The organism is Saccharothrix sp. DSM 118769 (assembly GCF_052936295.1).
In genome coordinates, this window is sequence record NZ_CP193627.1 from 5,670,208 (window position 1) to 5,691,460 (window position 21,253).

19 protein-coding genes are annotated in these 21,253 nt (G+C 73.9%); 15 read left to right on the plus strand and 4 right to left on the minus strand.

All coding sequences use genetic code 11. The features are described 5' to 3' along the window. Window positions 1-19 precede the first annotated feature (19 nt). From ACRAKJ_RS24140 to ACRAKJ_RS24175, 8 genes are read left to right on the plus strand one after another with little or no spacing between them, the layout of a single operon-like run. Window positions 20-1,297: a SidA/IucD/PvdA family monooxygenase gene (locus ACRAKJ_RS24140; protein WP_438925416.1), complete on the plus strand. Its 1,278-nt coding sequence runs from the start codon at window positions 20-22 to the stop codon at window positions 1,295-1,297. Next, a complete protein-coding gene (locus tag ACRAKJ_RS24145; protein ID WP_438925415.1) occupies window positions 1,294-1,665 on the plus strand; it encodes a cupin domain-containing protein in 372 nt (123 codons plus the stop codon). The genes ACRAKJ_RS24140 and ACRAKJ_RS24145 overlap by 4 nt, the downstream gene beginning before the upstream one ends. Beyond that, window positions 1,662-3,188: a class I tRNA ligase family protein gene (locus tag ACRAKJ_RS24150; RefSeq protein WP_438925414.1), complete on the plus strand. Its 1,527-nt coding sequence runs from the start codon at window positions 1,662-1,664 to the stop codon at window positions 3,186-3,188. Before ACRAKJ_RS24145 ends, ACRAKJ_RS24150 begins: the two co-directional genes overlap by 4 nt. After that, on the plus strand, window positions 3,185-4,228 hold the full coding sequence (locus tag ACRAKJ_RS24155) for an FAD-dependent oxidoreductase (RefSeq protein WP_438925413.1): 1,044 nt from the start codon (window positions 3,185-3,187) through the stop codon (window positions 4,226-4,228). Before ACRAKJ_RS24150 ends, ACRAKJ_RS24155 begins: the two co-directional genes overlap by 4 nt. Beyond that, entirely contained in the window at window positions 4,225-5,520 is a 1,296-nt protein-coding gene (locus ACRAKJ_RS24160) for an ATP-grasp domain-containing protein (RefSeq protein ID WP_438925412.1), read from the plus strand. Before ACRAKJ_RS24155 ends, ACRAKJ_RS24160 begins: the two co-directional genes overlap by 4 nt. Next, window positions 5,517-5,843 carry a hypothetical protein gene (locus ACRAKJ_RS24165; protein WP_438925411.1) on the plus strand — a complete coding sequence of 109 codons (327 nt, stop codon included), beginning with the start codon at window positions 5,517-5,519 and terminating at the stop codon, window positions 5,841-5,843. The genes ACRAKJ_RS24160 and ACRAKJ_RS24165 overlap by 4 nt, the downstream gene beginning before the upstream one ends. A 1-nt stretch (window position 5,844) precedes the next feature. Next, complete coding sequence (locus ACRAKJ_RS24170) at window positions 5,845-7,209, plus strand: FAD-binding protein (RefSeq protein ID WP_438925410.1); 1,365 nt, start codon at window positions 5,845-5,847, stop codon at window positions 7,207-7,209. 15 nt (window positions 7,210-7,224) lie between these two features. Then, entirely contained in the window at window positions 7,225-8,472 is a 1,248-nt protein-coding gene (locus ACRAKJ_RS24175) for an ATP-grasp domain-containing protein (protein ID WP_438925409.1), read from the plus strand. A gap of 102 nt (window positions 8,473-8,574) precedes the next feature. Here the strand turns inward: ACRAKJ_RS24175 and ACRAKJ_RS24180 are convergent, their stop codons facing one another. Beyond that, complete coding sequence (locus ACRAKJ_RS24180; RefSeq protein ID WP_438925887.1) at window positions 8,575-8,769, minus strand: hypothetical protein; 195 nt, start codon at window positions 8,767-8,769, stop codon at window positions 8,575-8,577. A 56-nt stretch (window positions 8,770-8,825) separates the two neighbouring features. Next, window positions 8,826-10,235, minus strand: a complete 1,410-nt coding sequence (locus tag ACRAKJ_RS24185; RefSeq protein ID WP_438925888.1) for a cellulase family glycosylhydrolase — start codon at window positions 10,233-10,235, stop codon at window positions 8,826-8,828. Between the two features lie 188 nt (window positions 10,236-10,423). Between ACRAKJ_RS24185 and ACRAKJ_RS24190 the strand changes: the two genes are divergently transcribed. Further along, entirely contained in the window at window positions 10,424-10,798 is a 375-nt protein-coding gene (locus tag ACRAKJ_RS24190; RefSeq protein WP_438925889.1) for a helix-turn-helix transcriptional regulator, read from the plus strand. After that, a complete protein-coding gene (locus tag ACRAKJ_RS24195) occupies window positions 10,795-12,210 on the plus strand; it encodes a permease prefix domain 1-containing protein (RefSeq protein ID WP_438925890.1) in 1,416 nt (471 codons plus the stop codon). Before ACRAKJ_RS24190 ends, ACRAKJ_RS24195 begins: the two co-directional genes overlap by 4 nt. 44 nt (window positions 12,211-12,254) lie before the next feature. Here the strand turns inward: ACRAKJ_RS24195 and ACRAKJ_RS24200 are convergent, their stop codons facing one another. After that, window positions 12,255-12,497 (minus strand): hypothetical protein, encoded by a 243-nt coding sequence (locus ACRAKJ_RS24200; RefSeq protein WP_438925891.1) that lies wholly within the window; start codon window positions 12,495-12,497, stop codon window positions 12,255-12,257. Between the two features lie 261 nt (window positions 12,498-12,758). Between ACRAKJ_RS24200 and ACRAKJ_RS24205 the strand changes: the two genes are divergently transcribed. From ACRAKJ_RS24205 to ACRAKJ_RS24225, 5 genes are all read left to right on the plus strand, one after another. After that, window positions 12,759-15,755, plus strand: coding sequence for a family 16 glycoside hydrolase (locus tag ACRAKJ_RS24205; protein ID WP_438925892.1), 2,997 nt, complete (start codon window positions 12,759-12,761; stop codon window positions 15,753-15,755). Window positions 15,756-15,760: 5 nt separating this feature from the next. Further along, window positions 15,761-16,909, plus strand: coding sequence for a GNAT family N-acetyltransferase (locus ACRAKJ_RS24210; protein WP_438925893.1), 1,149 nt, complete (start codon window positions 15,761-15,763; stop codon window positions 16,907-16,909). Window positions 16,910-16,981: 72 nt separating this feature from the next. After that, window positions 16,982-17,893: a metal ABC transporter solute-binding protein, Zn/Mn family gene (locus ACRAKJ_RS24215; RefSeq protein WP_438925894.1), complete on the plus strand. Its 912-nt coding sequence runs from the start codon at window positions 16,982-16,984 to the stop codon at window positions 17,891-17,893. Further along, complete coding sequence (locus ACRAKJ_RS24220) at window positions 17,890-18,630, plus strand: ATP-binding cassette domain-containing protein (protein ID WP_438925895.1); 741 nt, start codon at window positions 17,890-17,892, stop codon at window positions 18,628-18,630. Before ACRAKJ_RS24215 ends, ACRAKJ_RS24220 begins: the two co-directional genes overlap by 4 nt. A gap of 44 nt (window positions 18,631-18,674) precedes the next feature. After that, complete coding sequence (locus ACRAKJ_RS24225) at window positions 18,675-19,511, plus strand: metal ABC transporter permease (RefSeq protein ID WP_438925900.1); 837 nt, start codon at window positions 18,675-18,677, stop codon at window positions 19,509-19,511. A 394-nt stretch (window positions 19,512-19,905) separates the two neighbouring features. Here ACRAKJ_RS24225 and ACRAKJ_RS24230 read toward each other — a convergent pair whose 3' ends face one another. Next, complete coding sequence (locus ACRAKJ_RS24230) at window positions 19,906-21,051, minus strand: glutamate--cysteine ligase (RefSeq protein WP_438925896.1); 1,146 nt, start codon at window positions 21,049-21,051, stop codon at window positions 19,906-19,908. Window positions 21,052-21,253 lie beyond the last annotated feature (202 nt).

Below are 21,253 nucleotides of genomic sequence, written 5' to 3' on the forward strand. Positions count from 1 at the left end.
ACGACGATCGGGGTGGAATGTGACGGACCAGGAGGTTGACGTGCTGGCGATCGGCGCCGGCCCGGCAAACCTTGCACTCGCGGCGGCCATCGAGGAATCCGGCTCGCTCGGGCTCGCCGAGAACACGCTGCTGCTCGAACAGCACGCGGACATCAAGTGGCAGCGCAACCTGCTGCTGCCGTGGGCACGCAGCCAGGTCTCCTTCCTCAAGGACCTGGTGACGCTGCGCAACCCGCGCAGCCGGTTCTCCTTCCTGAACTTCCTGCACACCACCGGCCGGTTGGACGAGTTCGTCAACCTGAGCACGTTCAACCCGTACCGGTGGGAGCTGTCCGAGTACATGCAGTGGGTCGCGGACTCCCTGGAGCACGTGGGGGTCCGCTACGGCGCCCGCGGGGAGCGCGTGGACCCGTGGCGCGGCGACGACGGCTCGATCCGCGGCTGGGTGGTCACGCTGGCCGGCGGCGACACCGTGCGCACCCGGGACCTGGTCGTCGGCATCGGCCGCGACCCGCGCGTGCCGGAGGTGTTCGGCGAGCTGCCCGCGGACCGGGTCATCCACAGCACGCAGTACCTGAGCCGGGTCGCGCAGCTGCCCCGGGACCGGCCGGTGCGGGCGGTGGTGATCGGCGGCGCGCAGAGCGCGGCCGAGATGTTCATGGCGCTGCACCAGGACCTGCCGGGGTGCGAGCCGACGATCGTGCTGCGCTCGATCGGCTTCCAGCACTACCAGACGAGCAAGTTCGTCAACGAGCTGTTCTTCCCGTCCTTCGTGGACGAGTTCTACGACTGCGCGCCGGAGGTCCGCGCGCAGATCCTCGACGAGGTGCGCCTGACCAACTACGCCGGCCTCGCCCCGCCCTTCGCGGACGAGACCTACTCGATGCTCTACCAGCAGAAGATGCTGGGCAAGCCGCAGTCGTCCGTGCGCTCGCTGACGGAGGTCGTGCAGGCCCGCGTCCAGGGCGGCGAGGTGGTGCTGGACCTGCGCGACCGCAAGAGCGGCAAGGTCGAGCCGCTGCACTGCGACGTCGTGCTGCTGGGCACCGGCTACGAGCCGCGGATGCCCGCCCTGGTGCGGGACCTCGCGGCCAAGGTCGGGATCGAGGACGTCGCGGTCGGCCGCCGCTACCGGGTCGACCTCGGCGAGTCCGCGCGGGGCGCGCTGTACCTCCAGGGCGTCAACGAGGAGACGCACGGCATCGCGGACTCGCTCATCAGCGTGCTCGCGCACCGCTCCGGCGACATCGTGGGCGACCTGCTGGACCGCCGCGCGGTGGAGGTGGCGGGCGCGTGATCGAGATCCGCAGGCTGGACCGGGAGAACCTGACCCGGGCCTACGGCCTGGACTCCGAGCGGCTGCTGCCGTGGCCCGCGCTCAACGCCCCGTTCGAGGGCGCGTGGTGCGTGGTGCGGCCGGGCGACGTGTCCACCGCCCACTCCCACCACGAGTACGAGGTCTTCATCGCGGTGAAGGGCCGGGCCACGCTGGTGGTCGGGGACGAGCGCCGCGAGCTGGTGGAGGGCGACATCGCGCACCTCGTGCCGGGGTCGCACCACCAGGTGCTCAACGAGACCGACGCGGACTTCGAGTACTACGCGATCTGGTGGGACACCGCCATGTCCGCGGCGTTCGTCGACCGCCACGAGGGGAAGGGCCGGTGACCGGCCGCCTCGTCGTGGTGTCGCCGGCGCCCACCGCCAACGGCGACCTGCACCTCGGCCACGTCGCCGGCCCGTTCCTCGCCGCCGACGTGCACACCCGGTACGCCCGCGCGGTGGGCCGGGAGGTGCTGTTCGGCACCGGCGCGCAGGACACGTCGACGTACGTGGTGACCACGGCGCACCGGCTGGGCGTGCCGCCGCGCGAGCTGGCCGAGCGGTCGGCCGACGAGATCGCGGCGACCCTGGCGGCGCTGGGCGTCGCCGTCGACGGGTTCACCGGCTTCGACGACCGGTTCACCAAGTGGGTCGGCGTCTTCTTCGAGCAGCTGCACGCCACCGGGCGGCTGCGGCTGCGGCCGGTGGCGTTCCCGTACCTGGTGCGCACCGGCGAGTTCCTGGTGGACGGGTACGTGCGCGGCGGGTGCCCGCTGTGCCTGGCGGACGGCACCGCCGGGCTGTGCGAGAGCTGCGGCCACCCGGTCGCACCCGGCGACCTGCTGGACCCGCGCGCCGCCCTGCACCCCGGCGAGCCGGTCGGGGTGCGCGAGGTGGACGTCTTCGTGCTGCCGCTGGAGGAGTACCGGCCCCGGCTGCGGGAGCACTTCGCCCGGCACGCCGGCTCGCTGCGCCCGCACATGGCGCAGCTGGTCGAGGAGCTGCTGTCCCGGCCGCTGCCCGACTTCCCGGTGACCCACCCGGTGTCGTGGGGCATCCCCGCCCCGTTCCGCGAGACGCCGGGCCAGGTGGTCAACCCGAACGCGGAGACCCAGGCGTGGAGCATGCACTGCGCCGCGCTGTCCGCCGAGCGCCGGGGCATCCCGCTGGGCGCGGAGGACGAGCTGTGGACGGCCGGGGCGGCGTCCGAGGTGGTGTACTTCCTCGGCTTCGACAACGTCTTCCCGTTCGCCGTGGCGGGCCTGGCGATGCTGATGGCGCACGGCGACCGCTACGAGCTGCCGCACCGGTTCGTCACCAACGAGTTCTACGAGCTGGACAACGAGAAGTTCTCCACCAGCCGCGGGCACGTGGTGGGCAGCCGGGACCTGGCGGGCGTGCCGCGCGACCTGGTCCGCTTCCACCTGGCCACGACCAGTCCCGAGCACCAGCGCACGAACTTCTCGCGCGACGCGCTGACCGCCGTCACCGGGGCGCGGCTGGTGCGGCCGTGGAACGCGGTGGTGGACCGGGCCGAGCAGTGGGTCGGGCGCGGACCGCTGCCGGTGTCCGACCGGTCCCGGTCGGTCGCGGCACGGGTGGTGGCCCGCTTCGCCGCCGCCTACGAGCTGCGCCACCTCAGCCTCAACCGCGCGGCCGAGCTGGTCGCCGAGCAGCTGGGCCGGCTGTCCCGGTGGGAGGTCGTCGAGGCGGACGCGGGCGACTTCTGGCACGAGCTGGACGTGCTGCTGCGGTGCGCCGCGCCGATCCTGGTCGACCTCGCCGCCGCGGCCCTGCCGGACACGGCGATCCCGGTCGTGCCGTCGGCGACCGCGGTCACGCCCCGCGCGCTGCCCAGGCTGCCGTGACCCGGCACGTGGTCGTCGTGGGCGCGGGGATCACCGGGCTGCTCACCGCGGTCCGGTGCGCCCTCGCCGGGCTGCGCGTCACCGTGCTGGACCGGGGCCCGGTGCCGAACCCGGCGGCCACGTCGCACGACGAGCACCGGGCGATCCGCGCGCTCGACCCGGCGGACGCGGACGCGACCCGGGCGGCGGCCGGGCTGCACCGGCGCTGGCTGGAGCTGGAGGCGTTGCTGGGCGCGCGGTTCTACCGCCGCGTCGGCGTGGTCACCGGGTGGCCCGCCGACGCGGCGGGCGCGGCGCTCGACGTCGCCCGGCGGGGCGGGGTGCCCGCCTCGGTGGTGGAGCCGGAGAAGTACCCGCACGTGCGCTTCCCGGCCGGGTCCGTCGGCCTGCTGGAGCCCGAGGCGGGCGTGCTGCTCGCCGACCGCGTCCTGGCGGCGGCGGTGCGCTGGTTGCGGGGCCGGCCGCTGGTGACCCTGCGGGCGGGGTGCGCCGTGCGGGAGGTCGACGCCGACCGCGCCGCCGTGCGGCTGGCCGACGGGACGACCGTGCGCGGCGACGCGCTCCTGGTGGCCGCCGGGCCGTGGTCCGGCGAGCTGGTGGACGTGCCGGTGGTGCTGCACCGGCAGACCACCGTGCACCTGGCGCCGCCGGACGACCTGGCGCACTGGTGGGAGGACGCGCCCGGCGCGGGCCGCGTCGGGGACGACGGGCGGGCGTGGCTGCTCCCGCCCGGGGCCGGCACCCGGCTCAAGATCAGCTCCGCGACGCTGTGCCGCGAGGTCGCCTCGACGGCGGACGGGGGTGACGACGCGGCCCGGTGGGGCGACCTGCTGGCGCTGTCGTCGGTCCTGGCCGACCACGAGCGCTACACCGTGACCGCCGTCGCGACGTGCCACTACGCGGTCGACGCCGGTACCGGCGTCGGCCGCCTGGTCCGCATCGGACCGTCCGCCTGGGCGCGGGCGGCCAGTGGCGGCGACGGGTTCCGCACGGCGCCCGTCGCCGCCGAACAGATCGCAGAGGAGGTGGTGACCACGTGAACGGCACCGACGCCGTGCTGGTGATCGGCAGCGGCTTGAAGCTGTACCGCGAGTACCTGGTCAGCTCGATCGCCGCGCGGGCGCGGGCGGCCGGGGTGGAACTGGTGCTCGTCAACAACATCCGGCCCACCTGGCAGCGGGCGTACTTCGACGAGATCACCGTGGTCAACCTGTTCGACCACGAGCTGCTGGCCGCGACCGCGCGGGAGGTCGCCTTCCGGCGGCGGGTCGTCGGCGTGATGTGCTGGGACGAGCCGTTCGTCATGCCCGCCGCGCACCTCGCCGCCGAGTTCGGCGTGCCGGGGCTGAGCGTGCCGGGCGTGGACGGCTGCCGGGACAAGTACCACACCCGGGCCCGGCTCACCGCCGCCGGCCTGCCGCAGCCGGGCTGCGAGATGACCACGACGGTCGAGGAGGCCAGGGCCGCCGCGGCCCGCATCGGCTACCCGGTCGTGGTGAAGCCGCGGGCGCTGGGCGCGAGCATGGGCGTCGTCCTCGTCGAGGACGAGGGCGGGATCGACGAGGCGTACCGCGTCGCGTCGGGCGCGAGCCTGATCGGCGACGAGCCCTACCGCGGCGGCGCGATCGTCGAGGGCTACGCCGACGGCCCGGAGATCAGCGTGGACGGCGCCCTGCACAAGGGCGAGTACCAGCCGATGTTCCTGGCGCGCAAGCAGACCGGGGCGCCGCCGTACTTCGAGGAGGTCGGGCACGTCGTGGACGCGGCCGACCCGCTGCTGCGCGACGAGGTCCTGCTGGACGTGCTGGCCCGCGCGCACCGCGTGCTCGGCGTCGAGGACGGCATCACGCACGCCGAGGTCAGGCTCACCGAGCGCGGCCCGGTGGTGATCGAGGTCAACGGCAGGCTCGGCGGCGACCTGATCCCGTTCCTCGGCAAGACCGCGACCGGCGTCGACCCCGGCGAGGTGCTGTTCGACGTGGCCACCGGCCGGCGGCCCGACGTGACGGCCACCCGGAGCGCGGTGGCGGGCATCCGCTTCGGCTACCCCGACCACGACTGCGTCGTGCGGTCCGTGACCGTGCCCGCCGAGGCGCCCGGCCTGGTCACCGCCGCGCCGATGGTCGACCCCGGCGCGAGCCTGCGGCTGCCGCCCGGCGGCTACATCGCGCGCCACTCGTTCGTGGTGTGCACGGCGGACGACGCCGTCACCTGCGGCGAACGCCTGGACGCCGCGGCCTCGCTGGTCGGGCTGGACGCCGAGCGCATCGACCCGCTGCCGCCCGGCGCCACCCTGGAAATGCCCACCGGACTCCTGGACGTGGACGAATGACGATCAACTACGACGGGCGGCGGTTCCGCAAGGCCGGCGGCGGCGACGGGACCGAGGCCCGGTACCACCAGGACGGCGACCTGGTCTGGGCCGACTTCACCGGCGGCAGGGTGCGGCGCGGCACGGTGACCGGCACCTGCGACGAGGACGGCACGATCCGCCTGGCTTACACGATGGTGCTGGTCACCGGCGAGGTCATCGCGGGCAGCACGGTGAACGTGCCGCGGCACGAGCCCGACGGCCGGCTCGTCCTGTGCGAGCGCTGGGAGCGGTACGGCGAGCACGCCGCCACCGGCGTGTCCTACCTCGAAGAGGTGCGCTGACGTGGGCCGCTCGGTCGACTACGGCACGCTCGGCGGCCTCGTCGCCGGGCGCGTCCGGCTGCCCGGCGACCCCGGTTTCGACGCCGCGAGCCGCCCGTTCAACCAGCGGTACGCCCACGTGCGGCCGGCCGCCGTGCTGTCGGTGGCCACCGCGGAGGACGTGGGCAGGGCCGTCGTGTGGGCGCGGGAGAACGACGTGCCGGTGGTGGCCAGGGGCGGCGGGCACAGCTACGCCGGCAACTCGGTGAACACCGGCCTGGTGCTGGACCTGCGCCGGCTCGACGAGGTGCGGGTCGACCCGGCGAGCGAGCTGGTCACCGTGGGCGGCGGCACCCGGATGACCGCCCTCTACGCCGCGCTGGAGCCGCACGACCTGGCGTTCCCGGCGGGCAACGCGGACGACGTGGGCATCGGCGGCCTGGTGCTGGGCGGCGGGGTCGCGGCGGTGTCGCGGTCGTTCGGGCTGACCTGCGACTCGCTGGTGGAGACCGACGTCGTGCTGGCCGACGGCACCACGCTCACCTGCGACGAGACCACCAACGCCGACCTGTTCTGGGCGTGCCGGGGCGGCGGTGGCGGCAACTTCGGCGTCAACACCTCGTTCACCTTCCAGGCCCGCCCGGTGCTCGCCAGCTCGACGTGCCTGCTGCTGTGGCGCCGCGAGCACGCGCCGGAGGTGCTGGCCTGCGTGCAGGAGGTCATGGCGAAGGCCCCGGACGAGTTCGCGGCCCGCATCGGCGTCAGCCGCGCCGGCGACGGGGAGGCCGTCGTCTCGGTCGTCGGGTGGCACCTCGGGCCGGCCGAGGAGCTGCGCGAGCTGCTGCGCCCCGTCCTGGACGCGGCGGAGCCGTTCCGCGCCGACATCGACGACCGGACCTACTGGGAGGCCAAGGACTACCTGCACCACAACACCGAGGGCGGCGCGTTCGCCGTGCGCACCCGGTCCACCGCCGTGCCGCTGCCGGACGCGGGGATCGCCGCGGCCTTGAACGCGGTGGACTCGTGGCCGGGCAGCGGCAACGCCGACGGCGCGGGCTTCGCCCTGTTCACCTGGGGCGGCGCGATCAACCGGGTGCCGGTGACCGAGACCGCGTTCCCGCACCGCGACGTGCTGTTCCTGCTCTCGATGGACACCTCGTGGCACACCTCGGACGGTCCGGACGTGGTGCGCGACAACCTCCGGTGGCTCACCGACCTGCACGGGCGGATGGGCGACTTCGCCGCGGACGCGGCGTACGTCAACTTCACCGACCCCGACCTGGGCGACTGGCGGTCCGCGTACCACGGCCCGAACCACGCCCGCCTGGTCGAGGTCAAGCGCCGCTACGACCCCGACCGCGTGTTCCGCTTCCCCCAGGCGATCTAGGCCCGAGAGGACATCATGCCCGCACGACCCGTGATCATCGTCGGCTTCCTGGCGCCGCTGCCGACCCGCACCGAGTTCGAGGACGCGTCGATGGTCCTCGTGGACGAGCCGGACGTCATCCGCAAGCGCGGCGTCGCGGCCGCGATGGCGGGTGCCGCGTCGCTGCGGGAGCTGGTGCCGTGGGAGTACCAGCTCCCGGGCGCGGCGGACGAGTTCTACAACACCCACCCCGACCTCGACCCGGCCTACGTCGTGCCGCTGGTGGAGTACGCGACGCCGTTCGCCGCCCGGCTCGCCGAGCGCTACGGGCTGCCCGGCGCGACCGCCGGCGCGGCGCAGGTGCTGCGGGACAAGGAGCTGCTGCGCCGGGTCACCCGCGCGGCGGGCGTCGCCAACCCCGTCGCGGCGGCGGTCGACTCCCCCGACGACGTGCGGGCGTTCATGGCCGCCCACCCCGGGCCGGTGGTGCTCAAGCCGGCGAACCGGCAGGCGTCCCTGGGCACGAAGGTGCTGCGCGACCCGGCCGAGGTGGACGTGGCGTGGCAGGAGTGCGTGAGCGGGCAGGACGAGGGGATGCTCGTGCCGGACCGCGCCATCCCGCTGCGGATGCTGGTGGAGACCTTCGTCAGCGGCGCGGAGTACAGCGTGGAGATGCTGGTCCGCGACGGCGTGCCGCTGTTCACCAACATCACCGAGAAGACCCTGTTCCCCGGTCCCCGGCCGGTCGAGCTGGGCCACGTCGTGCCCGCGGACCTGCCCGCCGACGCGGCCGGGCTGCTCGCCGAGCGCACCGGGGCGGTGCTGCGCGCGGTCGGCTTCGGCACCGGCGTGGTGCACTGCGAGTGGATCGTCCAGGACGGCGTGCCGCACCTGGTGGAGTGCGCGGGCCGGTTCCCCGGCGACGGCATCACCGTGCTGATCGAGCAGGCGTACGGGATGGACCTGCCCGGCCACTACTACTCGATCATGCGCGGCGAGGAGCCGCCGGACCTGCCGACGGCGGCCGGGCGCGCGGCGGCGGTGCGGTTCCTCCAGGTCGAGCCGGGCGAGGTCGTCTCGGTGTCGGGCGTCGAGGAGGTCGAGGCCCTGCCGGGCGTGCTGCACGTCTCGGCACCGGGGCCCGGCGGGGTCGTGCGCGAGCTGCGCAGCTCGTGGGACCGGGCCGGGTCGGTGATGGTCGTGGCCGACACGCCGGGCGAGGCGGCGAAGCTCGGGGAGGCGGCGGCCGAGAAGATCGCGGTGGAGGTCCGCTCGGCGCGGTGACGCTCCCGGCGGGCGCGGCCCGGGGCGGCGCCGGGTCGCGCGCCCGGGGTCGCCCCGTCCGGGTGGCCGCGCCGCGCGGCGCGACCACCCGGACGTGCCGGACTACGGCGAGGCTCCGCGGCCGGCTTCCCAGCGCTCGATGACCTGCCTGGCCGCGGCACGGTCGATCGGCTCGAACGTGCCGTCGTAGCGCCCGCGCCGCCAGTCCTCGCGGACGTAGCTGTCCCGCCAGCCCGTGCCCGGCAGGTACCGCTGCTCCCGTTCGCCCCCGTGCTCGGTCGTCCACGTGCGGAGCACCCCACTGGGATCGTCCGCGGTGGCTCCGTCCAGCCAGGCGTCAACCGAAACGCGGACTAGCTGGTCGGGAAGTTGTCCGGCGTGGCGATCCGGCTCTTGATCAGCGCGCCGGACTCGGTCAGCACACCGCTGCCGGTGTAGGTGCCGCCGTTGCAGGTGCCCGGCCGGAGGGCGCCGCTGCTCTCGTTCGCGTCGGAGTACGTCCAGTTCGCGTAGCTGATCTTGAGCTGGTCGAGCAGGTCGAGCCAGGCCGTGGTGCTCGCCCGGTCGAACGCGCCGCCGCCGGTGGCGCTGACCGTGCCGAACTCCGTGACGAACAGCGGCAGGCGGGAGGCCGCCCGGCTGACCGCCGCGCGGTAGTTGTCCTTGTGGGACGCGGCGTAGAAGTGGAACGCGTACATGATGTTGGTCGCGTTGACCGGGTTGTTGATCACCTCGGTCTCGCTGGAGCCCTCGGAGACGCCCAGCGACGACCAGGCGCGCGTGCCCACGACGACGACGGCGTCCGGGTCGGCCGCGCGGATGACCGGGATGACCTGCTCCGCGTAGCTCTTGATGCCCTGCCAGCTCACGCCGTTGGGCTCGTTCGCGATCTCGTAGATCACGTTGCGCTTGGCGGCGTTGCGGGAGGCGACCGCGGCGAAGAACGTCTTGGCGCGCTCCAGGTTGTAGTTCGGGTCGCCCGGCGTGAGGGTGTGGAAGTCGATCAGCGCGTACATGCCGCGCGCCTCGGCCATGTCGACCAGGCTGTTGACCCGGTTGGTGAACCCGGTCGGGTTGGTCTCGTAGCCCTGCTCCTGCACGTACATCGCGATGCGGAACAGGTCGGCCTGCCAGTCGGTGGCCAGGGCGTCCAGCGAGGCGTTGTTGTAGCACTTGTCGAACCACTGGATGCCGTGCGTGCTCATGCCGCGCAGCTGGATCGGGCGGTTGTGCTGGTTGCACAGGTTCACGCCGCAGACCCGCAGCTGCCCGTTCGCCTCGACCGGCGTGCGCGAGACGGGCGGGTTCGTGGTGGTGGTCGTCGTGGTGGTCGTGGTGGTCGTCGTCGGCCCGGTGGAGCCCGTGCACGCCACGCCGTTGAGCGTGAACGAGGTGGGCGTCGGGTTGCTGCCCGACCACGAGCCGACGAACCCGAGGTCGGTGGACGCGCCGGTGGCGAGCGTGCGGTTCCACTCCGCCGGGGTGGCGGTGGCCGTGGCGCCGGACTGCGACCAGGTGGCGTTCCAGCCCTGGGTCACCCGCTGCGCGGTGCTCGGGAAGGCGATCCCGAACGTCCAGCCGGTGACCGGGTCGCCCAGGTTGGTGACCTTCACGGCGGCCTGGAACCCGCCCTGCCACTGGCTGGTGACGGTGTAGTCCACCCGGCACCCCTGGGCGGCGGCGGCGGCCTGCGGCAGCACCGTGGCCCCCGCGCCGAGCACCAGACCGATGGCCGCGACTGCGGCTGCGGTGGAGCGCTTCACTGAGCCCCTCCTCGTCTCACGAGGTCTGGGAGCGCTCCCAGACGCGCTGACCATAACACCGGGGTGGCATTTCGCGTAGATACAACTACTCAGGGTGAATGTCCGGGCGGACGCACCCGTGTTTGCTCCACTTCATACCTAGCTCTACTATGCATCGCACATCCAGGTAACAAGTGTGCGGAGGACGCGTGAAAGTCGCCAAGGACCTCGTGGCCGCTTCGGCCACGCCGATGGTGCTGGGCATCCTGGCCGAGGCGGACAGCTACGGCTACGCGATCCTCAAGCGGATCAACGAGCTGTCCGGCGGCGAGCTGGACTGGACCGAGGGCCTGCTCTACCCGCTGCTGCACCGGCTCGAACGGCTCGGGCACGTGGAGTCCGACTGGCGCGCGGTCGCCGGTGAGCGGCGGCGCAAGTACTACCGCGTCACCGACAGCGGCCTGGCCGAGCTGGCCGAGCAGCGCCGCCAGTGGGACACCGTCGTGGAGGCGCTCAAAGAGGTCTGGCGCGGCCCCGGCGACGCCCGGCCGTCGATCGCGTTCCCGACAGGAGGTCTCGCGTGACCGAGGAGCGGGAAGAGGAGCTGCGGGAAGAAGGGCCGCCCGGGGAAGGGCAACCGGGGGCGGGGTTGGAGGCCCAGTTCGCCCAGTGGCGCCGGTACGTGCGCCGCCGCCGGGAGCTGGGGCCGGCCGACGCGGACGAGCTGGAGGACCACCTCAGGGGTTCCGTCGACGAGCTGGTCGCCGTCGGCCTGCGCGCCGACGAGGCGTTCCTGGTCGCGGTCAAGCGCATGGGCAGCCTGGACGACCTGTCCCGCGAGTTCGCCCGGGAGCACTCGGAGCGGCTGTGGAAGCAGCTCGTGCTGACCGGCGGGGACGACGGCCCGGCGGCGGGCGGGCGGTCGCGGCGCGACCTGCTCGCGATGATCGCCTGCGCGGCGGGCGCGGCGGTCTCCGTCAAGGTGCCGGAGCTGTTCGGCGTGGACCCCGAGGCGGACGCCGCGTTCTACGCGCCCAACGCGGGCCTGCTCGTGCTGCCGTGGTTGGCGGCGTTCCTGGTGTGGCGGCGCCGGGCCGGCAAGGCGGTCGTCGGCGTCCTGCTGGCGCTGTTCGCGCTCGGCGCGGTGGCGGCCAACGCGTACCCGCTCGCCGAGGACTCGCAGTCGCTGGTCCTGACGAGCGCGCACCTGCCCATCGCCCTGTGGTTCGCGGTCGGCGTGGCCTACGTGGCCGACGACCTGCGCTCGCCGCGCCGGCGCATGGACTTCGTCCGCTTCACCGGCGAGCTGTTCGTCTACTACGTGCTCATCGCCCTCGGCGGCGGGGTGCTGGTCGCCCTCACGTTCGGCACCTTCGAGGCCATCGGGGTGTCCCCCGAGAACTTCGTGGCGCGCTGGCTGGTCCCCTGCGGCGCGGCGGCCGCGGTGGTCGTGGCCGCGTGGCTGGTCGAGGCCAAGCAGAGCGTCGTGGAGAACATCGCCCCGGTGCTCACGCGGTTGTTCACCCCGCTGTTCACGGTGGCGCTGCTGGCCTTCCTGGTCACCTTCGGCGTGGGCGGCGGCGGCATCGACGTGGAGCGGGAGGCGTTGATCCTGTTCGACCTCCTGCTGGTCGTGGTGCTGGGGCTGCTGCTCTACTCGGTCTCGGCGCGCGACCCGCTGGCGCCGCCCGGCCTGTTCGACGCGCTCCAGCTCGCCCTCGTGGTGAGCGCGCTGGCCATCGACGTGCTGGTGCTGCTGGAGATCACCGGGCGCATCACCGAGTACGGCACGACGCCCAACAAGGCGGCGGCGCTGGGCGAGAACGTCCTGCTGCTGGCCAACCTCGCCTGGTCGGCGTGGCTGGTGCTGGGCCTGGTCCGCCGGCGCGCGCCGTTCGCGGCGCTGGAGCGCTGGCAGACCGCGTACCTCCCGGTGTTCGCGGTGTGGGCCTGGGTGGTGGCCCTGCTCTTCCCGCCGGTGTTCGGCTACCTGTGAGCGGTCGGCCACCTGTGGGCGGTCGGCTCCCCGTGGGCGGTCGGCTACCCGTGCGCGGTCCGGTCGCGGAGCAGGTGGTCGTCCGGGAAACGGGACAGGCGCGGTGGCACGACGTCGACCGCCGTGGCGCCGAGGTGGTCCCGACCGGGGACCACCTCGACCCGCCACCCGAGGTCGCGCAGCTCGGCCTCGTGCCGGGCGACGGTGCCCCCGATGTCGGCGATCGGCTCGTCGCCCAGCGGCGGGAACCCGGTGATCGCCAGGGCGGCGATCTTCGTGAATAGCACGGTGAACCAGTCCGGTCGAGACTCCGTCCGTCGCAAAACCGGGCTGCGGCAGGCCAACTTACGCATGATGCAGACAAAAGGTCGGTCAGGATCGACGAAAGTTCTGGACTTGCCGACGCAAGGGTCCTAGCGTTCACCACGCTTCGCCATCCGGTGACCAGTCCTCCCTGCCTCATCCCGCGCCACCCGTGCGGGCCCTGCAACCGTGCGACGACGACGTCGGACACGCGTGGTCGTCCTTGCCCTCCCAGGAGCATGGATATGAGATGGACAGCGCGACGGACGCGCGTACCCGCCCTCGGCCTGCTGGCCGCGGCCCTGCTGATGAGCGGCTCCGGCCTGCCCGCGACCGCGGACCCGAAGACCGACGCCGTGCCGCCCCAGGAACCCGGCGTCACGCTGCGGGTCTTCGACGTGCAGGTCGCCCTGGACCGGCTCTGCACCCTGAAACCCGCCCAGACGCCCAACGTCGACAAGCTCATGCCGACGATCGACTGGTCGACCACCGACGTGTTCGGGTTCGCCGACCGCTTCGTGGCCGAGGTCAGCGGCAACATCAACGTCACCCAGGCGGGCAGCTACGCGTTCCGGCTGCTCAGCGACGACGGGTCGCGGCTGTCCGTCGACGGGCAGGTCGTCGTGGACCACGACGGCCTGCACGGCGCGGACCCCAAGGACGGCGCGGTCACCCTGTCCGCCGGGTACCACTCCCTGCGCATCGACCACTTCGAGCGCGACGGCGGCCAGCAGCTGACCCTCCAGTGGAGGCCGCCGGGCGCCACCGGCTTCTCGGTCGTGCCGAACTCGGCGCTCAGCACGGACGCCGGCGTCGTGCGGGTCACCGCGCCCGGCCGCAAGGACTGCGCGGCGGGCACCGACTCCCCCGGCGACGGCCTGCCGCTCAACGCCGTGCACCCCGACTACACCCTGACCAACCTGCGCCCCAACGGTTTCCAGCCGCGGGTCAGCGCGATGGACTGGTTCCCGGACGGCCGCCTGGTCATCGCCACGTGGGACGGCAAGAGCACCGACACCGGCGAGCTGTGGGTGCTCGGCAACGTCACCGGCGCCACCGCGCCCGACCGGGTCACCACCAAGCGGATCGCGGCGAACCTGCGCGAGCCGATGGGCGTGAAGGTGCTCGACGGCAGGATCTACGTGTCGCAGAAGCACCAGCTCACCGAGCTGACCGACACCAACGGCGACGACGTGGTCGACCAGTCCCGCGCGGTCGCGACGTGGCCGTACGGCGGCAACTTCCACGAGTTCGCGTTCGGCCTGCTCCACAAGGACAACGCGTTCTACCTCAGCCTCTCGGTCGCGATCAACGAGGGCGGCGCGACCACCAACCCGCAGCCCGCCGCCAACCGCGGCACGACGGTGCGGGTCGACCGCACCACCGGGCAGGTCAGCTACATCGCGGGTGGCCTGCGCACGCCCAACGGCATCGGCTGGGGCCCCGAGGGCGGCATGTTCGTCAACGACAACCAGGGCGGCTACCTGCCCGCGTCGAAGATGGTGCACGTCAAGCAGGGCCGGTTCTTCAACCACTACACCACCCCCGCCGGGCCGTTCGACTCGAACCCGGTCACCCCGCCCGTGCTGTGGCTGCCGCAGAACGAGATCGCGAACTCCCCCAGCACCCCGGTCCAGCTCACCCAGGGCACCTACGCCGGGCAGATGGTGTTCGGCGACGTCACCTACGGCGGCCTCCAGCGCGCGTTCCTGGAGAAGGTCAACGGCGAGTACCAGGGCGCGGTGTTCCGGATGACGCAGGGCCTCGAAGCGGGCGTCAACCGGATCACCCTCGGCCCGGACGGCGCGATCTACGTCGGCGGCATCGGTGACGGCGGCAACTGGGGCCAGGACGGCAAGCTGCTCTACGGCCTCCAGAAGCTCGCGCCCAACGGCGGCCGGACGTTCGACGTCCTCGCGATGCGGGCCGTCGCGGGCGGGTTCGAGGTCGAGTACACCCAGCCGCTGTCGGCGGAGACCGCGGCGGGGCTCGCCGGGCGCTACACGGCCAAGCAGTGGCGGTACGCGGCGGCGCCGTCGTACGGCGGTCCCAAGGTCGACCAGGAGAACCTCTCGGTCGCCTCGGCCACGCTGTCCGCCGACGGCCGCAAGGTGACGCTGAAGCTCAACGGGCTCAAGGCCGGCCGGGTCGTGCACCTGCGCTCGCCGCGCCCGTTCGCGTCGAGCACCGGCGTGCCGCTGTGGAACACCGAAGCCTGGTACACGCTCAACAACCTCGTCGGCACCGCGCCGTCGCCCACCCAGCTGCTGGAGGCGGAGAGCGCGGCCCTGTCCGGCGGCGCGGGCGTCAACACCGACCACACCGGCTACTCCGGTTCGGGCTTCGTCGACGGCTACGGCACGCAGGGCGCGACCACCAGGTTCGCCGTGAACGCGGCGGCGGCGGGCTCGCACACCGTGGGCCTGCGCTACAGCAACGGGCCGAACCCGTCCTCCGGGACGAAGACCCTCAGCGTCTACGTCAACGGCGCCAAGGTCAGGCAGGTCGCCCTGGCCGACACGGGCACCTGGGACACCTGGGCCACGCACAGCGAGCCGCTGACGCTCCGGGCGGGCGCGAACACCATCGCCTACCGGTTCGACAGCGGGGACGTCGGGCACGTCAACCTCGACCACCTGACCGTGACGCCGGCCCAGCGCGTCCAGCTCTACGGCGGCGGCGGCACGGAGAACTGGCGCAACGCCGACGGCAGCGCGCCGTCGTGGCCGGTCGCCAACGGGTCGATGGAGGCGCTCGGCGGCGACATCCGCAGCAGGCAGGCGTTCGGCGACTTCAAGCTGCACCTGGAGTTCTGGCTGCCGAACCTGCCGTCGAACGTCACCGGCCAGCAGCGCGCCAACAGCGGCGTGTACCTCCAGGACCGCTACGAGCTGCAGATCCTGGACAGCTTCGGCAAGAACCCGCTGGCCGCCGACGACGCGGGGAGCATCTACCTGAAGAGGGCCGCGTCGCCCAACGCGGCCACCGCGCCGCAGACGTGGCAGACCTACGACGTCACGTTCCGGGCGGCCCGCTTCAACGCCTCCGGCGTGAAGACCGAGAACGCCCGCGTCACCGTGGTGTGGAACGGCGTCACCGTCCACCAGGACTTCGCCATCGACGGGCCGACCGGCAACGGCGCGCCCGAGGGCCCGACCGCGGGCCCGTTCCGGCTCCAGGACCACGGCGACCCGGGCGAGAACGTCCGGTTCCGCAACATCTGGGTCGAACCGCTGGGGTAGTCCCGGTGCCGCGTGCCCCCGTCGGCTCCCCCTGCGGAGCGGGCGGGGGCACGCGCGCGTCCCGGTGTGGACGGTGGCCCGTCGGCACCGCCACCTCGTACCCCTTCGAACTGACCCTGCCCGGCCGGGTCGTCGTCCCGACCGCCGGGGTGTCCGCCGTCGGCGTCCTGCCCATGCACCGGCGTCGGGGCGTGCTCACCGCGCTGATGCGGCACCAGCTCACCGACCTGCGGGCGCGGGGCACGGCCCTCTCCGTGCTGCTGGCCACCGAGGCCGTGATCTACCGCAGGTTCGGCTACGGGCCGGCGACCGGCACGCGGCGGCTCACCGTGCCGCGCCACCAGGCCGCCCTCGCCGTCCCCCGGGCGCGCGGCGCGGCCGACGCCCCGGACACCGGCGCGGTCGAGGTGCTGCGGCGCGCCGGGTGCGGCGACCTGCTGGAGGAGGTCTACGACCGGTACCGCCGCGCGCAGCCCGGCGCGCTGTCCCGGCCGCACCGCTGGTGGGCGCTGGGCGCGGGGCAGCCGCCGGTCTCCACGACGCCGCGCCACGTCGCCGTCCACCGCGACGCGCGCGGCGTGCCGGACGGGTACGCCTCCTACTCGCTCGGCGAGCCCGGCACGCTGGTGGTCGACGAGACCGTCGCCGTGGACGACGCCGCCTCCACCGCCCTGGCCCGGTTCGCGCTCGGGCACGACCTGGTCACCCGGGTCGTGTTCAAGCACGTCCCGGCCGACGACCCGCTGCGCCGGCGGCTCGCGGACTTCCGCGCCGCCCAGGTGAGCGACGACACCGACTGGCTGTGGGTGCGGCTGCTGGACGTGCCGCGCGCGCTGACCTCGCGCGGCTGGTCCACCGACGGGGAACTCGTCCTCGACGTCGACGACCCGTTCCTCGGCGGGCGCGACCGCTACCTGCTCACCGTCCGGGGCGGCGAGGCCGCGTGCACCCCGACGGACCGGGAGCCCGACCTGTCCCTGGACGTGAGCGACCTGGGCTCGGTCTACCTCGGCGGCACCGCGCCGAGCGCCCCCCGCACTGCCTGCACTGGTTCTGAGCGCGCCCCGCCCCGCCGACGATCGGGGCGGGAGCAGGTCCGTTCGGCGGACGGACCGCTGCGCAGCGTCGGCGGGACGGGCGTCGCGGTGGGCTGAACGGGCCACCCGCGCTGCGCTTTTCGGTGCACGCCCCGGACCGCCGGACGCACCCGCCCTACGGTCCGGGGCATGTCGAAGCTGCTCAGCGCCGTCGGCGCCATCACCTCCGCACTGCTCACCGCCGCGTGCGCCGGAACGGGCACCACGGCGTCGGACGACCGACCGGTGGTGCTGACCACCTTCACCGTGCTGGCCGACATCGCCGCCAACGTCGCGGGCGACCACCTGCGGGTCGAGTCGATCACCAAGCCCGGCGCGGAGGTGCACGGCTACGAGCCGACGCCCGACGACGTCAAGCGGGCCGCCGCGGCCGACCTGGTCGTGGACAACGGGCTGAACCTGGAGGCGTGGTTCGCGCGGTTCGTCGCCGAGGTCGACGCGCCGCACGTGGTGGTCAGCGACGGCGTGGCGCCCGTGCCGATCGCCGAGGACGCCTACGCGGGCAAGCCGAACCCGCACGCCTGGATGTCGCCGCTGAACGTGCGGACCTACGTGGACAACCTGGTCACGGCGTTCAGCGGACTGGACCCGGGGCACGCCGCCGACTTCCGCGCCGCGGGCGAGCGCTACCGGGGCGAGCTGCAACGGGTGCACGACGAGCTGGTGACGGCGCTCGCGGTGCTGCCCGAGGGCGAACGGGCGCTGGTCACCTGCGAGGGCGCGTTCTCCTACCTGGCGCGCGACGCCGGCCTGACCGAGCGCTACCTGTGGGCGGTCAACGCCGAGCAGCAGGCGACCCCGCAGCAGGTCGCGGGGGTGATCGACTTCGTGCGCGCCAACGCCGTGCCCGCCGTGTTCTGCGAGTCCACGGTGTCCGACGCGCCGATGCGGCAGGTCGTCGCCGCCACCGGGGCCGCGTTCGGCGGCGTGCTCTACGTCGACTCGCTGTCCACGCCGGACGGTCCCGTGCCGACCTACCTGGACCTGGTCCGCCACGACGCGCGGACCATCGCGGACGCGCTGACCGGGGAGCGCGCGTGAACGCGGTCGACGTCGACGGCGTGACGGTCCGCTACGGCGACGTGCTCGCGCTCGACGGCGTCACGATGTCCCTGGCGCCCGGCCGGGTGTGCGGGCTGGTGGGCGTCAACGGGTCGGGCAAGTCCACGCTGTTCAAGGCGATCACCGGCCTGGTGCGGCCCGAGCGCGGCGCGGTGCGCGTGCGGGGCGGCCCACCGGGTCCGGCGCGGCGCTCCGGCCGGCTCGCGTACGTGCCGCAGAACGAGGCGGTGGACTGGGCGTTCCCGGTGTCGGTGCGGGACGTGGTCATGACCGGGCGGCACGGCGGGCTGGGGTTCACCCGTCGCCCGCGCCGGGCCGACCACGACGCCGTCGACCGGGCGCTGGACCGGGTCGGCCTGACCGACCTGGCGGACCGGCAGGTCGGCCGGCTGTCGGGCGGGCAGCGGAAGCGGGCGTTCGTCGCGCGCGGCATCGCGCAGGGGGCCTGCGTGCTGCTGCTCGACGAGCCGTTCGCGGGCGTGGACAAGCGGTCGGAGGCGACGATCACGCGGCTGCTGCGGGAACTCGCCGCGGACGGCGCGGCGGTGCTGGTGTCCACCCACGACCTGCACGCGCTGCCCGGCCTGGTCGACGAGGCGGTGCTGCTGATGCGCCGGGTCCTGGTGCACGGCCGGCCGGACGAGGTGCTGCGGCCGGACAACCTGGTGCGGGCGTTCGGCCTCGACGTGACCGCCCGCGAGGAGGAGCCGGCGTGACGACCGCCTACGACCTGCTCGTGGAACCCCTGGCCTACGGCTTCATGCTGCGGGCGCTGGCGGCCACGGTGATCGCCGCCGCCGTGTGCGCGGTGCTGTCGTGCTGGCTGGTGCTCATCGGCTGGTCGCTGATGGGCGACGCGGTGTCGCACGCCGTGCTGCCGGGCGTCGTGCTGGCCTACGTCCTGGGCGCGCCGTTCGCACTGGGCGCGGTGGTGTTCGGGTTCCTCGCGGTCGCGCTCATCGGCGTGCTCCGGGACACCAGCAGGGTCAAGGAGGACGCGGCCATCGGCATCGTGTTCACCACGCTGTTCGCGCTCGGGCTGGTGCTGATCTCGGTGACGCCGAGCCAGACCGACCTCAACCACATCGTGTTCGGCAACCTGCTCGGCGTCGGCCGCGCCGACCTGGCCCAGATCGCCGTGCTGGGCGCGGTCGCGCTCACCGCGCTGCTGCTCAAGCGCCGCGACTTCACCCTCTACGCCTTCGACCCGGTGCACGCCCACGCCATCGGGCTCGACCCGCGCCTGCTCGGCGCGGCCCTGCTCGGCCTGCTGGCGCTGACCTGCGTGGTGGCGCTCCAGGTCGTCGGCGTGGTGCTGGTGGTGGCGATGCTGATCATCCCCGGCTCGACCGCCCACCTGCTCACCGACCGGTTCGGGCGGATGCTGGTGATCGCGCCGGCGGTGTCGGTCGGCGCGGCGGTGGTGGGGCTGTACCTGAGCTACCACCTCGACACCGCGTCGGGCGCCATGGTGGTGCTGGTGCAGGGGGCGGTGTTCCTGCTGGCGTACCTGTTCGGCCCGAGGCACGGCGTCCTCGGCCGGCGGGTCGCGGCGAGCCGGCACCGGGCACGGGCGGCGCAGCGGGGCTCGGGGTGAGGCAGGACACCTCCCGGCGGGAGCGGTCGCGGGAACACCGGCACGCGGCGGACCGTTGTGCCCAGTGGTCGGTGCGGTCCGTGTCCCCGGGCCTCACCCAAGCCTTCGCGGAACACCGTTCGGCTGGAGCCGCGTCGTGCCACTCGCCGAGAGGCGACCGCCGCACCGACCCCCACACCCGCCCCCGGCCGCTGCCTCCCCCCAGCGTGGCCGGGGGCTGCCTCGCACCCGGCCGCCGCGCCCGGCCGCCGCGCCCGACCCGCCGCGCACGACCCGCCGCGCACGACCCGCCGCGCACGACCCGCCGCGCACGGACGCCGCGCCGCCGGGTGCAGGCGACGCGGCGTCCACGCACGGCGGACGACCACCCAGGAGGCGGCCGACCGCCCTGGTCCTAGGCGGCGGTCCCGGGCAGGCAGTCCTGGGCCGTGGTGCGGGTCAGGACGTCCACCACGTCCTCCAGCCGCCCGCGCCGCCCGAACGCCAGCCGCTGCCGCACGGCCCCGTTGCCGTCCCGGAGGACCTTGGTCAGCAGGGCGTTGACCGTGCGCAGCTCACCGGTCTCCCGCAGCGCCGGCCGGACGTGCCGCACCAACTGCCGGAGCAGCTGGACGGCCGGGACGCAGCGGCCGGTGAACAGGTCGACGCCGCTGCCCGTGACGCCGTCGCGCGCGGCGCGCCAGTAGGCCGCGCGCAAAGCCTCGCCGCAGACCGGCAGCCCCTTGTCCCCGGCCTGGACGGCGCGGACCGCGGTGGTCACCAGGGCGCGCACGAGGACGGCGAGCAGCACCGACTCGTCCACCGTGGCCGGTACGTCCGAGACCCGGACCTCGACGGTGGGCAGGTGGTCCGACGGCCGCACGTCCCAGTAGACCATCCCCCGGTCCAGCACGGCCCCGGTGTCGACCATCATGTCGATCACCGACTCGTAGTGCGCGAGCGAGGTGAAGTAGGGCGGGGCGCCCGAGCAGGCCCACCGGCCGGTCATCACCGAGCGCCAGCTCGCGTACCCGGTGTCCACGCCCTGGTGGATCGGCGAGTTCGCGGTCAGCGCCAGCAGCACCGGCAGCCACGGGCGCAGGTGGTTGCACACCTGCACGGCGGTCTCCCGGTCGGGCACGGCCACGTGCACGTGGCAGCCGCACACCCCGTGCTCGGCGGCCAGCATCCCGTAGTCCCGCCCGATCCGCTGGTAGCGGTCCCCGTCGCTGAACGGCTGCGCGGCGGGCCCGGCCGGCGACACGCCGACGGCGAGCAGCTGCCCCCCGACCCGCAGGGCCGCCGCGGCGGCCGTGGACCGCGCGCCGAGCAGGTGCCCGCGCACCTCCCTCATGCCGCGGCACACCGGGGTGTTGCTCTCCACCTGCGTCAGGGTCAGCTCCGGTTGCAGGTCGCCGCCGAAGCCGTTCGCCAGGCCGATGACCTCGTCGGCGACCGGCAGCGGGCGTCCGCTGACCGGGTCGACGACCAGGAACTCCTCCTCGACGCCCAGCGTGGGGGGTTCGGAGCCGGGGTCACCGCGGCGATCGTCGTTGATCATCATGTCCTCATCGATCGGTGAGCACGCGCGAGGTGGTCGGCCCGCTGTTCGACCGACCCGAAACGCCCCCCGGTGACCTCGTCCCGATCACCGGGGGCGCTGGAATACCACTTCCGGATGCGGACAAACTCACCCGACGACGCACGTCGGAGCGTGATCGGGCGGGCCGCGGGCCCGGATCGGACGAGCCCGGTGTTCAAAC